This is a genomic window from Rhizobium sp. H4 (assembly GCF_003013335.1).
Taxonomy (GTDB): Bacteria; Pseudomonadota; Alphaproteobacteria; order Rhizobiales; family Rhizobiaceae; genus Rhizobium; species Rhizobium sophoriradicis.
This window is the reverse complement of the sequence record NZ_PSOW01000001.1, coordinates 487,719-500,496: the sequence shown is the minus strand read 5'-3', so window position 1 is coordinate 500,496 and position 12,778 is coordinate 487,719. Positions and strand designations below refer to the sequence as shown.

Here is a 12,778-nt window from a genome sequence, read left to right as displayed (position 1 = left end):
CTATCGGATTGAAATCTATCAGGGTCTTTCGAAACGGCCCCCGGAACGACAAGGCGGTAACTGACATGAATTACCACGAAAACCTCTGGCTCTTCTTCACCCTTCTCTTCGGTATCATCATCGTGCCGGGCATGGACATGCTCTTCGTGCTCGCCAATGCGCTGACCGGCGGTATCCGGCGGGGGCTGGCAGCAACCGGCGGCATCATGGCGGGTGGCGCAGTGCACTCGGCCTATGGCGCGGCCGGCGTCGGCGTGCTCGTCACCATGCTGCCGCAGCTGTTCAACGTCCTGCTCTTTGCCGGCGTCGCCTATATGATCTGGATCGGCATTTCGCTGATGCGCAGTTCGATCACCGTCGAGGCGGTCGGGCCAGCAACGGCGGGCTCCGGCTGGCGGGCTTTCCGCCAAGGCGCCGTCACCTGTTTGGTCAATCCCAAGGCCTATATCTTCATGTTCGCCGTCTATCCGCAGTTCCTGAAACCGGAATACGGCCCGGTCTGGATGCAGGGCCTCATCATGGGGGCCATGACGATCGCGACCCAGTTCGCCATTTACGGCACGCTGGCGATGACGGCCGGCCGCAGCCGCGATCTTCTCGTCGGAAACCCCGATGCGACGGCCTTCGTCGGCCGCTGCGCCGGACTGCTACTGGTTGCAGTCTCCGCCCTCAGCCTCTGGCAGGGCTGGAAAAGCGCCTGAGCCTCCAAGTTCCCACAGCAGCCCGATCGCCAAGCCCTTGCCGCTCTGCCGATTGCCGCCGCGACTTCAGTGACGACTAGCGGTGGTCGTGCGGAGATGTTCTCTTATCATCGCGCGAAACTCGCCGAATGTTTTGAACCCGATGTGTCGTACTAGTCGATGGACCGTTGTAGGAGAAACGCGGCACCTGCGTGCGACTCCGGCAGCACTTTCAAAGGCCAGCAATTCCGGCCTTTCCAGGATCTCCCTTGCGACGCGTTCGAGACCGACGGTAAATACGAACTGCCGGCTGGCGATCAGGCACTTCAGTTCCTGCAGTGTCGAGGGAGGAGGCGGGACCCGATCCTGTCGCATTGCACTCGCTTTCAAAAGAACCGCCTTCTGGCAATCTCGGATGAGGCCCGGAGGCGGCGCTTCACATGCGATGCGCGACGTGAAATCGGACGCGTTTTCGTCACTAGATCGCCTGCGGCTTGAAATCGCTGGCAGCGACCGGCATCACGCCCTGCAACAGAGCGACGGACTTCTCGAGCCCTTCGAGGCTGTTCAGAAGCACGTCCTCATGCTCTATCGAGAGCCAGCCGTCGTAACCGGCCATCTTCAGTCGGTAGCAGAACTGCCGCCACCATTCTTCGCCATGGCCGAAGCCCAGCGTGATGTAGGACCAACTGCGCGCCGGGATGTCCATCAGGCTGCCATTCTCCAGAAGGCTTGTGACGGCCTGCTTCGGTTCGTTGAGAAAGGTGTCCTTGGCATGCACATGGTAGACGGCGCGGCCGAGCGCTTCTGCGGCGACAAGAGGATCGGCACCCATCCAGAAGAGGTGCGACGGGTCCAGGTTGGCGCCGACGACCGGGCCAACGGCTTCGCGCAGCTTCAACAACGAGGGGACGTTATAGACGCACTGATTGCCATGCAGTTCCAGCGCGATGCGTTCCACACCGTGATCCCTGGCGAGCCCTACGATCTTGGTCCAGTACGGGAGGAGCTTCTCCTCCCACTGGTAGCGAAGGATCGCCTGCGTCTCCGGCGGCCACGAAGAGACCACCCAGTTCGGCATCGTATCGGTGGCATTCCCGGCTGGAAGTCCCGACATCGCGCAGACCGTCTTGATCCCCAGCGCGCCGGCTGCGCGGATCGTATCCTCCAAACCTCGTCCCTGGGCAAGATCGGTCGGGTGCAGGGGATTTCCGTTTGCGTTCAGGCTTATCACTTCCAGTTCCCGGTCGGCGAAAGCTCCGAGGAATGATTTCTGCGCGCTCTTGTCCCGCAGGATCGTCGACAGATCGAAATGCGGCGCCGTCGACCAGCCGCAGGTGTTGACCTCGACGCCGGAGACTCCCAGTCTTTTAGCGTGATCCAACATCGCCTCGAAGGGCAGGCCGCCGAGGCTGTCTGATACGAATCCGAGCTTCATGCGTAAAACTCCGGTTTAGCAATCATTTCGACGGGGATCTTGCGACCGTCGTTCAAGGCCCTGACGCCGGCTTCGGCGACCTTCGCGGCGCAGTATCCATCCCAACTGCTCGACGCGATGTGCGGGAAGATACCGGTCTCGACGAACCGAACGAAAGCGCGATTCTGGCGGCGGTAGGCTTCGGCGTAGCGGCTGCGCCAATCCGCCTCGTAGCTTGTGCTTTGTCCGAGTTCTCGGTCGACGCGGGTGTAGTTGACAGCGTTCATGGCGATGGTCGCCTTCTCGCCCACCAGTTCCGCGCGGACGTCGTATCCATAGGCTGCGTTATTGTTGATCTCGATATTGACGAGTTGATCATCCGCCGTTTCGAGCACCATATAGACCGGTGCGACCAGCGCGTCGGAGCGCTTCGGCTGGAAGGCGGAGATCGAGACGTATTCAGTGTCGAGGACATGTCGGACGACATCGAATTCGTGGGGAGCGGAATTGGTGATCGCCATCGCTCCGGTGAAGTCCGACGCGGGCGTAGCGACATTGCGATGAAAGTTGTGCATCATCAGGGGGCGGCCAATTGCGCCATGCGCCAGAGCCCGCTTCATTTCGACATAGGATTGATCGAAGCGGCGCATGAAGCCGAGCATTATGAATTTTGATCCCGCGGCTTCTTCCGCCTGCATGATCTCCAGGCATTCGTTCGAGGACTGCGACAGCGGCTTTTCACAAAGAGCCCGTTTGCCGGCTCTTATGCAGGACAGCGACAGGGGTGCATGCGTGAAATCGGGGCTTGCGATGATCACTGCGTCCACGTCGCGACGAGCGGCGACCCGGTTGGGGTCGGAGTCGACATCGTGAGCGCTGTAGGCGTCCGCGACCTTGCGGGCGCGGTCCGCATCCATGTCGCAAACGACCTGGAGGCTCGCCCCTGGCAGATCTTCCGCGACGATTTTCGCATGATCGGCTCCCATCAGTCCTGCCCCGATGACGGCGATCCTTATTGTCATTTCGATATTTTCCTGTCGTTAGAGGATCAGTGATTTGCGGCAAGCATTGCGCCATGTGCGAAATGCGTGCCGGGAACCCCATCCCGGCACGCACCCTTGGGAGGGCTTACTTCTTGGCGTATTGATCAACATTGTCCTTGGTGATCGAAGCGAACGGCACCAGTTTTTCGGCCGGAGCATCCTCGCCCTTTTTCAGGCCTTCCACGACCTCGAAGGCGGCCTTCGCCTGGCCTGCAGCATCCTGGAAGATGGTCTGCGACATGGTGCCGGACTTGATTGCGTTCAGAGCATCGGCCGTGCCATCGACACCGGAGATCATCACGCCCTTGAGGCGGTCGGCGCCCTGAAGTGCTTCCAGCGCGCCGAGCGCCATCTGGTCGTTGGCTGCGACGATTGCATCGAACTTCGGAAAGCTTTGGATCCAGTCTTCGGTGACCTTCATGCCTTCAGCGCGGTCGTAGTTGGCCGAGAGGCTGGCGAGAGTGGCCACGTCGGAACGGCCGAGCGCATCCTCAAAGCCCTTCTTGCGCTCCTGCGTGTGCGAGAGCCCCGGCGTGCCTTCGAGGTAGAGGATCTTGGCGTCCTTCGGCAGGTGTTCTTTCATGTACTCGCCCTGAAGGCGGCCGGCATCGATGTTCTTCGAGCCGACGAACGTGTACTTGCCGCCTGCCGATTGGATGCCGAGAGCAATGACGGGAATGCCAGCCTGGTTCGCCTTCTCGACGCCGGGTACGATGCCTTGGTAGTCGACCGGGACGACGACGATCGCGTTGACTTTCTGCGCTATGAAGTTGTCGATCTGATCGAGTTGCTTGCTGACGTCGTTGTTGGCGTCGGAGAAGTTCACTTCGACTGCCGGATCGGATTTCGACGCTTCGATGAAGGCGTTTTTGCGCGCCATGACGAAGACGTCCGTATCCGCCATGTTGGCGTAACCGACGACGAACTTGTCCGCGGCGAATGCAGCGCCGCTGGAGATCGCGGCAACGGATATGGCGCACGCGACAGCGAGTTTGGAAATGGCTTTCATAGGTCCTCCCATAGAGTTTCAGGTTCATTCCGGATGCGGGAAATCCCCGCCGACAAAGAGGTGGTTCCGGAGCAGGCGCTGGCCCGCCGAAGAACGTCGGTCATGCCTTCTTTTTGCTGCGGGCAGACTTGGTCCAGACATCGAGGATCACGGCGATCGCGATGATCAAACCCTTGATGATCTGCTGCCAGTACGAGCTGACATTCATGAGATTGAGCATGTTGTTGATGACGCCGATGATCATCGAGCCGATGATCGTGCCGGTGATGGTTCCGGTGCCGCCCATCAGGCTGGTGCCGCCGACGACCACCGCGGTGATCGCATCGAACTCGTAGCCGACGCCGCCGGCCGGCTGACCGGAATTGATGCGAGACATGAGGACGATGCCTGCGACGGCGCACAGGATGCCGTTGAAGATGAAGGCCTTCACGACGATGCTGTCCGGATTGATGCCGGAAGCGCGAGCGGCACGCTCATTGCCGCCTACTGCATAGACGTATCGGCCGAACTTGGTCTTGTTGAGAAGAACCCAGGATAGGACGACGACCGCCGCGAGAATGATTACAGAAATCGGCACCGGGCCAAGCGAGCCCTGGCCGATCACTTTGAAGTCGCCCAGTCCCGTCACCGGCGAACCGCCCGTGTAAAGCAGCACCGTGCCGCGTGCCACCGTCGTCATGGCCAATGTCATGATGAATGACGGGATGCGGAAGAAGGTGATGACGAAGCCGTTGATGACGCCGGTGACGATCCCGACCGCAACGCCCGCGGCGACCGCCAGAATGACGCTTCCGGTCATGGCCATCACGCTGGCCGCCAAGACGCCGCAGAGCGCTAGGACAGATCCCAGCGAGACGTCGATATGTCCCAGAATGATGATGAAGGTAACGCCGCACGCAAGAAGGCTCACCACCACGACCTGACGCAGGACATTGGTGAGGTTGGCTTCTGTCAGAAATGTCGGGCTCAGGATCGAGGCAAGGACGCAGATACCGACGAAGATCAGGATTGTGCCGTATTTGCGGTAGATCTGGGAAAAGCTCATGTTCCGAGAGCCTGAAATCACCTGGCCTTCTCGTTTCACCGCCGCGTCTGCGCGTTCAATACTCATCAGTGTCCTCCCGTGGCGAGGCGCATGATGTTTTCCTGAGTGGCCTCGGCTCTTGTTAGTTCGCCGGTGACCCGGCCTTCGCTCATCACCACCACGCGATCACTCATGCCAAGGATCTCGGGCAGTTCGGATGAGATCATGACGATCGCGAGCCCCTGACGAGCGAACTCGGTCATCAGTCTGTGAATTTCGGATTTCGACCCGACGTCGATGCCTCGTGTGGGTTCGTCGAGAATGAGCAGCTTCAGATCACCCAGCAGCCACTTGGCGAGAACGATTTTCTGTTGATTGCCGCCGCTGAGGTTCTCCACGATCATTGCCGTATCGGGCGTCTTGATCTGGAGCATCTTGATCATGCGCTGGGAAGCTGTCTCTTCCTGCCGCTCGCTGATGAAAAGGCCGGAAGCAAACTTTTTGAGGTTCGCGAGCGAAATGTTCTCGCCGACGGACCGGCAAAGCACCAGACCTTCCGCCTTGCGATCTTCTGACACCATGGCGATGCCGTTGGCGATGGCATCCTTCGGAGACGTGAGCCTTAGCGGTTTTCCATTCAAACGGATGACGCCCGCATCCGCGGCGTCCAAGCCGAAGATCACCCGGGCTACCTCCGTCCGCCCGGCGCCGATCAGACCGGAAAGGCCAATGATCTCGCCGGCCCGTACCTCGAAGCTGACATTTTCGAAAATGCCGTCCCGCGAGAGGTTCTCGACGGAAAGGACGATATCGCCGATCGGCACCTCCTCTTTCGGAAAGATGCTGGAGATCGTGCGGCCCACCATTTGAGAAATCAGCTTTGCCGGCTCGTATTCGCTCGCCGGGGCGGCTGCTACGAACTGACCGTCACGCATTACCGTGATGTCGTCGGCGATCTGGAAGATCTCGTCCATCTTATGGGTGATGTAGATGATCGCCACGCCTGCTGCTTTCAGGTCTGCGATCTGTCTGAACAGCATCGCGACCTCCGTGTCACTGATCGCCGACGTCGGTTCGTCCATGATGACGAGAGAGGCCTCGCGCGAAATCGCCTTGACGATCTCGATGAGTTGCATCGTCGCGATGGACAGGTCGCGCATCTTGGTTTGGGGGCTGTATTTCAGACCCAGGCGATCGAGCAGCGTCTGCGTATCTGAATTCATGCGATCGAAATCGACGAACCGGGACAAAACGCCCGTCCTGCTATAAGTGGGTTCGCGGCCGAGAAAGATGTTTTCGGCGATGGTCATGTCGAGCACCGGGCTGAGTTCCTGATGGATCATCGAGATCCCTCGGTCCAGCGCGGCTGCGGCGCTCTGATGGTCGAGCTTTTCGCCTCTGAAAAGGATCTCTCCGCCGTCGATCGCGTAGATGCCGCTTAGAATCTTCATGAGCGTCGACTTGCCCGCGCCATTCTCCCCGACGAGAACATGGACGGTGCCGGCACGAACCTTCAGGCTCATGCCATCGAGCGCGAGAACACCGGGAAAGGCCTTGGTGATTGAGCGCATTTCAAGAACGAAGCCGGCTGCGCTATCTATAGGCGTGCGATGGCCTTCGCCGCCCGAAAGCGGCGCCACCCTTTGCAAGGTCGCAGACATGAGAGTATTTCCTCCAGATGAGAGAGCTCTCCCAAGCTCTCCCGCCAAACTGGCTTTGCTGGAAGATGAAATTGCGAAAATTCAGCAGAGTGTCAACGAACCGGTGGATTTTTCTCCCAAAACCTCTCATAAATAGCGTCAGATTATGAGAGGTTTATTATGTCTCGCCCAACGATCCCTGACTTGGCAAAGGCCGCGAATGTGAGCATTTCAACGGTCGATCGCGTGCTGAACGGACGCGATCCGGTGCGCCCGCAGACGGCGGAGCGGGTTCTGAACGCCGCCCGGCAGATCGGCTTTCATGGGGTGACGGCCATCGCTCGCCGACTCGAGCACGACAAGCCGGTGATCAAATTCGGTTTTCTTCTCAAGCAGTCTCACCGCAAGCTTTATCGAATGTGGAGCGACATTCTCGTTGCGGCGACCGAAGCATTTCCCGACGCCCATGGCAGGGCCATCGTTAGATTCATGGACGATCTTGCCCCCGATAAGGCTGCCGAGGCGATTTACGCTCTCAGTCGCGAAGCCGACGTCATTGGAATGATCACCTCAGACCACCCGCAGGTGAACCATGCCGTCGATGGTCTTGCAGCAGAGAACATTCCTGTTGTGACCATGATTTCCGATATTTCCACTGCCTCCCGCGCAGCCTATGTCGGCAACGACTGCATCAAAAAGGGCCGCACGGCCGCATGGTTCATAGCCGGGCTGAATGGCATTGGCGGCAAGGTTTCCGTCTTCGTCGGCAGTCACCGATATCTCGCCCAAGAACTGAATGAGATGGGCTTTCGATCGTATTTCCGGGAGAGTGCGCCGGGCTTCCAGATGCTGGAGACGGTTGCCACGCTTGAAGAGCCCGAAATCGCTTATGAAGCAACGCGCCGCCTTCTGCAGATTGAGCCGAATTGGGTCGGACTCTACGTTGCCGGTGGCGGCATCACCGGTGTGATGCGAGCCCTTCGGGAAGATGGTGGGCCGTCAGCCAAACGCCTGGTGGTCATAGCACACGAGCTGACGAATGAAACGAGAGCCGGTCTTGCTGAGGGGCTGATCAGGGTCGTCCTGTCTCATCCGGCAAAGCTGCTGGGAGAGACCCTGGTGCGGGCAATGGCGGAAGCTCTCGATGCCGGCCGATCGCCAACCGTGTCGCAGCACATCGTCCCGTTTGAATTCTATACTGCCACCAATATATGAAGTTCCACCACAGGATCTCGACGATCACGTCGTGCCGCTCTGTCCGCTCTCGGCATCGCAATGTTGCCGCGTTTTGCCGCCGATCAGGAGGTTCAGGCAGGTAGGCTGGCTGTCGTCTTGTCGGCATGGCAGCCCTGGTCTGTTCGCTGTTTATCACGTTGTTTTTATGGTGACCCGGCAAAACGTGACCACCTGGACGCATGGATTTTGTCATGCTCCCGGGGCAGATTGGCCAGCGGCCGCCTTGGCCCTCAGAAAACTGGAGAGGAACATATGAATTGGAAAGCAGTAGCTGCCGCCGCAGCGATGGCAGGAATAGCCTTCGGTTCCGTGACCGCCGCCGACGGGACACATGATTCGCGCATTGCCCTGATGAAGCAGATCGGCGGTTCGGCCGGCGCGCTGGCCGCCATCGCCAAGGGCACCAAGCCCTATGATGCCGAGGCGGTGAAGGCGGCGCTGACGACGATTGCCACGACTGCCAAGGTCTTCCCCGATCAGTTCAAGCCGGGCAGCGATATGAACGATCCCGAGGTCAGCCCCAAGCTCTGGGAAAACATGGATGACTTCAAGGCGCGCGCCGCCAAGCTCTCCACCGATGCCGAAACCGCGCTCGCTCAGCTTCCGGCCGATGCCGCTGCCGTCGGCGCCACGATGAACACCCTCGGCGCCAATTGCGGCGGCTGTCACAAGGCCTATCGCCTCAAGGAGTGAGCGATAGGCCATTTTGATCTGGATCCTTATGCGATCCGCGCCGGCCTTGCCGCCGACGCGGGTCGTCTTGATATCCGCCCGGGAAATCTCGGCAAAAGGGGAGGCGGAGCATGGTCCGCAGGTTCATCCGGTTACTGCTCTGTCTGATCGGCATCGCCGTCCTCGGCGGTGCCGCCTTCTATCTGGTGACCGCGCCCGATCCGCTGCCGGAGAGCCACTGGGCCGGCCTCGGCGCGCCGGATCCTGCCAATGGTGAGATGGTCTTCTGGGCGGGCGGCTGCGTCAGCTGTCATGCCGCTCCCGGCTCCGAAGGCGATGCGAAGCTGACGCTTTCAGGCGGCCTGGCGCTGAAGAGCCCTTTCGGCACCTTCCACGTGCCGAATATCTCACCCGATGAAAAAGCTGGCATCGGCGCCTGGACGCTGGCCGAATTCGGCAATGCGATGAAGCGCGGCGTCGGACCTGATGGTGAGCATCTCTACCCGTCCTTTCCCTATGGCTCCTATTCCCGCATGAGCGACAAGGACGTCAACGATCTCTTCGCTTTCCTGAAAACCCTGCCGAAGAGCGCCAACGTCGCGCCCCCGCATGAGCTGCCGTTCCCCTACAACATCCGGCTGGCGCTCGGCGGTTGGAAATTTCTCTATTTCAACGATCAGCCGCGCGTCGCGCTCGCCAACAGCGACGACAAGGTGAAGCGCGGCCAATATCTCGTCGAAGGCCCCGGCCATTGCGGCGAATGCCACACGCCGCGGGATGCGCTGGGCGGCTTTAAGGCCGATCAGTGGCTCGCCGGCGCGCCCAATCCGGAAGGCAGGGGCCGCATACCCAATATCACGCCGGCCTCCGAGAGCATCGGCGGCTGGAGCGAGGCGGATATCGCCAGCTATCTCGAAACCGGCTTCACCCCCGATTTCGATAGTGTCGGCGGCTCGATGGTCGATGTGCAGCAGAGCATTGCTCATCTGCCGGCTGCCGACCGCGAGGCGATCGCCGCCTATCTCAAGGCTGTGCCGGGGCGCTGAAGCATGTCGCGCAGAGTGTGCAGCGGTTTTTGCGGCCGCTGCATTCGGAAAGTCGACCCTGTTTATAGGGAAGTGGGACCGGGCATGAGATCATAGGGGTGGCGCCAGCCCGGCATGCTGCTGATGCGATCTTTCCAGGCTGCGATAGCCGGAAAGGCACTGTGATCGATTCCGGTATCCTCCGGCATGAAGGCGTAGCCCGCCAAAGAGAGGTCTGCGATCGTCAGCCGGTCGCCGACCATGAAGGCCCGCTGGGCTAAGTGTTCGTCAACAATCGCATAGGCAGCTTTGGCTCTCAGCCTTAGAAACTCGACGACGGGCGTCTCGCCGCTCTTCTGAAGGCCATAGATGAACCGCAGCGTCGCGTAATAGCTGGTGAATTTATGATTGTCGAAGAGGATCCAGCGCATGATGTCGCGTCGTTCTTCGGCCGTCTGCGCCCCAAAATTGCCTGTCACCTCTGACAAGTAGTCCAGGATGACTCCCGATTGGCTGATCTTCGCTTGGCCATGTTCGAGCACCGGCGCTTCGCCCTGTTCGTTGATCGTCTTTCGCCATTCTTCAGTACGCGTTTCGCCGCCCAGATAATCAACGAAAATGCTTTCCCATTCGATGCCGGCAAGCGCAAAGAAGAGTGCGACCTTGTAAGAGTTCCCGGAGAGAGCGAAGCAATGAAGTTTGAAATCAGCCATGAATGCTCCTAACGCGATTCGATAAAGTATCAGCAGTACTGAAGCGGGGCCTTCCGACTCGATCCGAACCCCACCCTGCGTCTGAATAGATGCGCGCCGCTCTAGCTGGCAAGCGTAACTCGCTCTCGCCCATGAGCCAGGAATCTAGACCTTCGATCTGGCCACCCTATGCGATCGACTGCATGTAGCGCATGCCGGTCACCGGCCGCGGCGTGAAATCCAGCTGTTCGTAGAAGCGGTGCGCCAGGACGTTGCCGGTCGCCGCACTGACGGAGAGGTAGCCGCAGCCGGCATTGCGGGCGGTTTCGCGGGCCCGGTCGACCAGCAACTGACCGGTGCCGTGGCCGCGATGGCCGTCGCGGACGAAAAGATGGTGCAGGTCCATGCCGCGTTTTCCCTCCTGCGCCCTGTAGAGCGGCACGAGGATGGCGTAGCCGATCAGCCCTTCGCCGGTCTCGGCAACGAGAGCCTGGATCCAGGGCAGGGGGCCGAACAGATCGCGCTCGAGCTGCTCCGGCGTCGTCGCCGCCGCGTCGCCGTGATGGGCGGCAAGCAGGGCGATCATCTCGTTGAGCTCGGGCAGGTCGCGCGGCTTGGCGGTGCGGATCGTCACCACCGATGGGCGCATCAGTGAAATTTCGCTGTCTTCGATTTCGGTCATGGTCTTCGCGTCCTTTGATAATCTGCCGTCAGGACGCTGCCGATACAACAAAGCCGCCTGACGGCGGCTTGTTGACAATATGATCTGTCCGGCCGCCCTTTACAGGTACAGCCAAAAATACGAGCGGCTCTGGTGCGCGTTTTTGATCATGGCGCATCAATCGCCGCAAACGCGGCATTTGTCAATGGCGTTGGAGCGTGGCGCTCAACACGCTGTCACGCTCATTGATGTCATCTGTGCGCTTGATAGTATACCCCCCTATGTTATAGAAGGTCGACCATGTCCCATACCACTTTGCAGAAAAAGAAGCTCATCGCCCGCATCAGCCGCCTGAAGGGGCAGATGGAGGCGGTCGAGCGGGCGCTCGAGGCCGAGCGCCCCTGCGGCGAAATCCTGCAATTGCTGGCCTCGATCCGCGGCGCTTTGAGCGGTCTGACCGGCGAGGTGCTGGACGATCACCTGCGCGAGCATGTGCTGAATGCTGCCGATGACGCGGCACGGGCCGAGGCGGTCGAGGAAATTTCGGAAGTGTTGCGAACCTATATCCGCTGATGAGAGAAGGAGCCTGGAATGAATGCCGGGATCGGGAAAGCCCAGATGACCGTCCTCGAACACGATCACGTCTTCCTCGGCGCCGACCATCAGCGCAATGAGCTGCGGATCTGGCTGGTGATCGGACTGACGACGCTGATGATGGTGGCCGAAATCGTCGCCGGCACGATCTACGGCTCCATGGCCCTCGTGGCCGATGGCTGGCACATGTCGACCCATGCCAGCGCGCTGCTGATTTCGGCGCTCGCCTATCTCTTCGCCCGCCGGCAGGCGCGCAATCCGCGCTTCACTTTCGGCACCGGCAAGCTCGGCGATCTCGCCGGTTTCGCCAGCGCCATCATTCTGGCTTTGATCGCTTTGCTGATGGCATGGGAGAGCTGGCTGCGACTTGCAAATCCGGTGCCGATCGGCTTTGCCCAGGCGATCGCCGTCGCGGTGATCGGCCTTGCCGTCAATCTCGCCAGTGCCTGGCTGCTCGCCGGCGGCGGCCACGACCACGGTCATCACGCTCATCACGGGCATGGCCATCACGGACATGACCATCACGGGCATAGCCATCGGGGCCATCACGATCACGGGCATGGCGACCATGCCCACCACGGCAAAACCGACGACAACAATATCCGCGCCGCCTATCTGCATGTCGTCGCCGACGCGCTGACCTCCGTGCTTGCCATCGCGGCGCTGACGCTCGGCAGCCTCTATGGCTGGCTCTGGCTCGATCCGATCATGGGCATAGTCGGTGGCCTGGTCATCGCCAACTGGTCCTGGAGCCTGATGAAATCCTCGGGCGGCGTCCTTCTCGACGTCGTCCCGCACGGCGAGACGCTGCCGGTTGACATTCGCGAGGCGATCGAGACGGAGGAAGACCGGATCACCGATCTGCATGTCTGGCAGGTCGGCCCCGGCCACCATGCCGCGATCGTCGCGATCCTCACCCCCGAGCCGCGCGATCCGGCCTTCTACAAGGCTCGGCTTTCGGCGCTGTCGGAATTGTCGCATGTGACGGTCGAGGTGACGCGGGCGGCATAATTCCAGTGCGGACGCCGCCGCGATGACGAGATGCCGCCGCAATCGCGCCTTAGCTCTGTCCTCCTCACCGCCGG

The 12,778-nt window shown here is 60.4% G+C and carries 14 protein-coding genes; 6 read left to right on the top strand and 8 right to left on the bottom strand.

What is annotated here, in order from left to right; translation table 11 throughout:
- The first annotated feature begins 65 nt into the window (after positions 1-65).
- A complete protein-coding gene (locus C4N04_RS02560; RefSeq protein WP_039618653.1) occupies positions 66-701 on the top strand; it encodes a LysE family translocator in 636 nt (211 codons plus the stop codon).
- A 66-nt stretch (positions 702-767) separates the two neighbouring features.
- On the opposite strand, the gene C4N04_RS02555 is transcribed toward C4N04_RS02560, so the two are convergent.
- The 6 genes from C4N04_RS02555 to C4N04_RS02530 form a co-directional block, all read right to left on the bottom strand.
- Complete coding sequence (locus C4N04_RS02555) at positions 768-1,055, bottom strand: MurR/RpiR family transcriptional regulator (RefSeq protein ID WP_009995877.1); 288 nt, start codon at positions 1,053-1,055, stop codon at positions 768-770.
- Between the two features lie 103 nt (positions 1,056-1,158).
- Complete coding sequence (locus C4N04_RS02550) at positions 1,159-2,118, bottom strand: sugar phosphate isomerase/epimerase (RefSeq protein ID WP_106795371.1); 960 nt, start codon at positions 2,116-2,118, stop codon at positions 1,159-1,161.
- Positions 2,115-3,119 carry a Gfo/Idh/MocA family oxidoreductase gene (locus C4N04_RS02545; protein ID WP_106795370.1) on the bottom strand — a complete coding sequence of 335 codons (1,005 nt, stop codon included), beginning with the start codon at positions 3,117-3,119 and terminating at the stop codon, positions 2,115-2,117. Before C4N04_RS02545 ends, C4N04_RS02550 begins: the two co-directional genes overlap by 4 nt.
- Positions 3,120-3,225: 106 nt before the next feature.
- On the bottom strand, positions 3,226-4,149 hold the full coding sequence (locus tag C4N04_RS02540) for a sugar ABC transporter substrate-binding protein (protein ID WP_009994161.1): 924 nt from the start codon (positions 4,147-4,149) through the stop codon (positions 3,226-3,228).
- Between the two features lie 100 nt (positions 4,150-4,249).
- Entirely contained in the window at positions 4,250-5,260 is a 1,011-nt protein-coding gene (locus C4N04_RS02535) for an ABC transporter permease (protein WP_009994160.1), read from the bottom strand.
- The gene (locus tag C4N04_RS02530; RefSeq protein ID WP_077994787.1) at positions 5,260-6,834 is read right to left on the bottom strand and encodes a sugar ABC transporter ATP-binding protein; all 1,575 of its coding nucleotides are present in this window, start codon (positions 6,832-6,834) and stop codon (positions 5,260-5,262) included. Before C4N04_RS02530 ends, C4N04_RS02535 begins: the two co-directional genes overlap by 1 nt.
- 159 nt (positions 6,835-6,993) lie before the next feature.
- On the opposite strand from C4N04_RS02530, the gene C4N04_RS02525 reads away from it, so the two are divergent.
- The 3 genes from C4N04_RS02525 (at position 6,994) to C4N04_RS02515 (ending at position 9,767) form a co-directional block, all read left to right on the top strand.
- Positions 6,994-8,028, top strand: a complete 1,035-nt coding sequence (locus C4N04_RS02525; protein ID WP_106795369.1) for a LacI family DNA-binding transcriptional regulator — start codon at positions 6,994-6,996, stop codon at positions 8,026-8,028.
- Positions 8,029-8,301: 273 nt separating this feature from the next.
- Entirely contained in the window at positions 8,302-8,742 is a 441-nt protein-coding gene (locus C4N04_RS02520) for a cytochrome c (RefSeq protein WP_077994789.1), read from the top strand.
- A gap of 110 nt (positions 8,743-8,852) precedes the next feature.
- Entirely contained in the window at positions 8,853-9,767 is a 915-nt protein-coding gene (locus C4N04_RS02515) for a cytochrome c (RefSeq protein WP_106795368.1), read from the top strand.
- A gap of 62 nt (positions 9,768-9,829) precedes the next feature.
- Here C4N04_RS02515 and C4N04_RS02510 read toward each other — a convergent pair whose 3' ends face one another.
- Positions 9,830-10,459, bottom strand: a complete 630-nt coding sequence (locus tag C4N04_RS02510; protein WP_106795367.1) for a glutathione S-transferase — start codon at positions 10,457-10,459, stop codon at positions 9,830-9,832.
- A 166-nt stretch (positions 10,460-10,625) separates the two neighbouring features.
- Positions 10,626-11,120 carry a GNAT family N-acetyltransferase gene (locus C4N04_RS02505; RefSeq protein WP_106795366.1) on the bottom strand — a complete coding sequence of 165 codons (495 nt, stop codon included), beginning with the start codon at positions 11,118-11,120 and terminating at the stop codon, positions 10,626-10,628.
- 279 nt (positions 11,121-11,399) lie between these two features.
- Here C4N04_RS02505 and dmeR point away from each other — a divergent pair, with 279 nt between their 5' ends.
- Entirely contained in the window at positions 11,400-11,672 is a 273-nt protein-coding gene (gene dmeR / locus C4N04_RS02500) for a Ni(II)/Co(II)-sensing transcriptional repressor DmeR (RefSeq protein ID WP_039618663.1), read from the top strand.
- 18 nt (positions 11,673-11,690) lie between these two features.
- The gene (gene dmeF, locus C4N04_RS02495; protein WP_106795365.1) at positions 11,691-12,704 is read left to right on the top strand and encodes a CDF family Co(II)/Ni(II) efflux transporter DmeF; all 1,014 of its coding nucleotides are present in this window, start codon (positions 11,691-11,693) and stop codon (positions 12,702-12,704) included.
- The last annotated feature ends 74 nt before the right edge of the window (positions 12,705-12,778 follow it).

Bases quoted from the DNA above. Each gene is read 5' to 3' on its own strand.
- dmeF (WP_106795365.1), top strand. From the start codon at position 11,691: ATGAATGCCGGGATCGGGAAAGCCCAGATGACCGTCCTCGAACACGAT.
- dmeR (WP_039618663.1), top strand. From the start codon at position 11,400: ATGTCCCATACCACTTTGCAGAAAAAGAAGCTCATCGCCCGCATCAGC.
- C4N04_RS02560 (WP_039618653.1), top strand. From the start codon at position 66: ATGAATTACCACGAAAACCTCTGGCTCTTCTTCACCCTTCTCTTCGGT.
- C4N04_RS02545 (WP_106795370.1), bottom strand. From the start codon at position 3,119: ATGACAATAAGGATCGCCGTCATCGGGGCAGGACTGATGGGAGCCGAT.
- C4N04_RS02505 (WP_106795366.1), bottom strand. From the start codon at position 11,120: ATGACCGAAATCGAAGACAGCGAAATTTCACTGATGCGCCCATCGGTG.
- C4N04_RS02520 (WP_077994789.1), top strand. From the start codon at position 8,302: ATGAATTGGAAAGCAGTAGCTGCCGCCGCAGCGATGGCAGGAATAGCC.
- C4N04_RS02535 (WP_009994160.1), bottom strand. From the start codon at position 5,260: ATGAGTATTGAACGCGCAGACGCGGCGGTGAAACGAGAAGGCCAGGTG.
- C4N04_RS02510 (WP_106795367.1), bottom strand. From the start codon at position 10,459: ATGGCTGATTTCAAACTTCATTGCTTCGCTCTCTCCGGGAACTCTTAC.
- C4N04_RS02530 (WP_077994787.1), bottom strand. From the start codon at position 6,834: ATGTCTGCGACCTTGCAAAGGGTGGCGCCGCTTTCGGGCGGCGAAGGC.
- C4N04_RS02555 (WP_009995877.1), bottom strand. From the start codon at position 1,055: ATGCGACAGGATCGGGTCCCGCCTCCTCCCTCGACACTGCAGGAACTG.
- C4N04_RS02525 (WP_106795369.1), top strand. From the start codon at position 6,994: ATGTCTCGCCCAACGATCCCTGACTTGGCAAAGGCCGCGAATGTGAGC.
- C4N04_RS02550 (WP_106795371.1), bottom strand. From the start codon at position 2,118: ATGAAGCTCGGATTCGTATCAGACAGCCTCGGCGGCCTGCCCTTCGAG.
- C4N04_RS02515 (WP_106795368.1), top strand. From the start codon at position 8,853: ATGGTCCGCAGGTTCATCCGGTTACTGCTCTGTCTGATCGGCATCGCC.
- C4N04_RS02540 (WP_009994161.1), bottom strand. From the start codon at position 4,149: ATGAAAGCCATTTCCAAACTCGCTGTCGCGTGCGCCATATCCGTTGCC.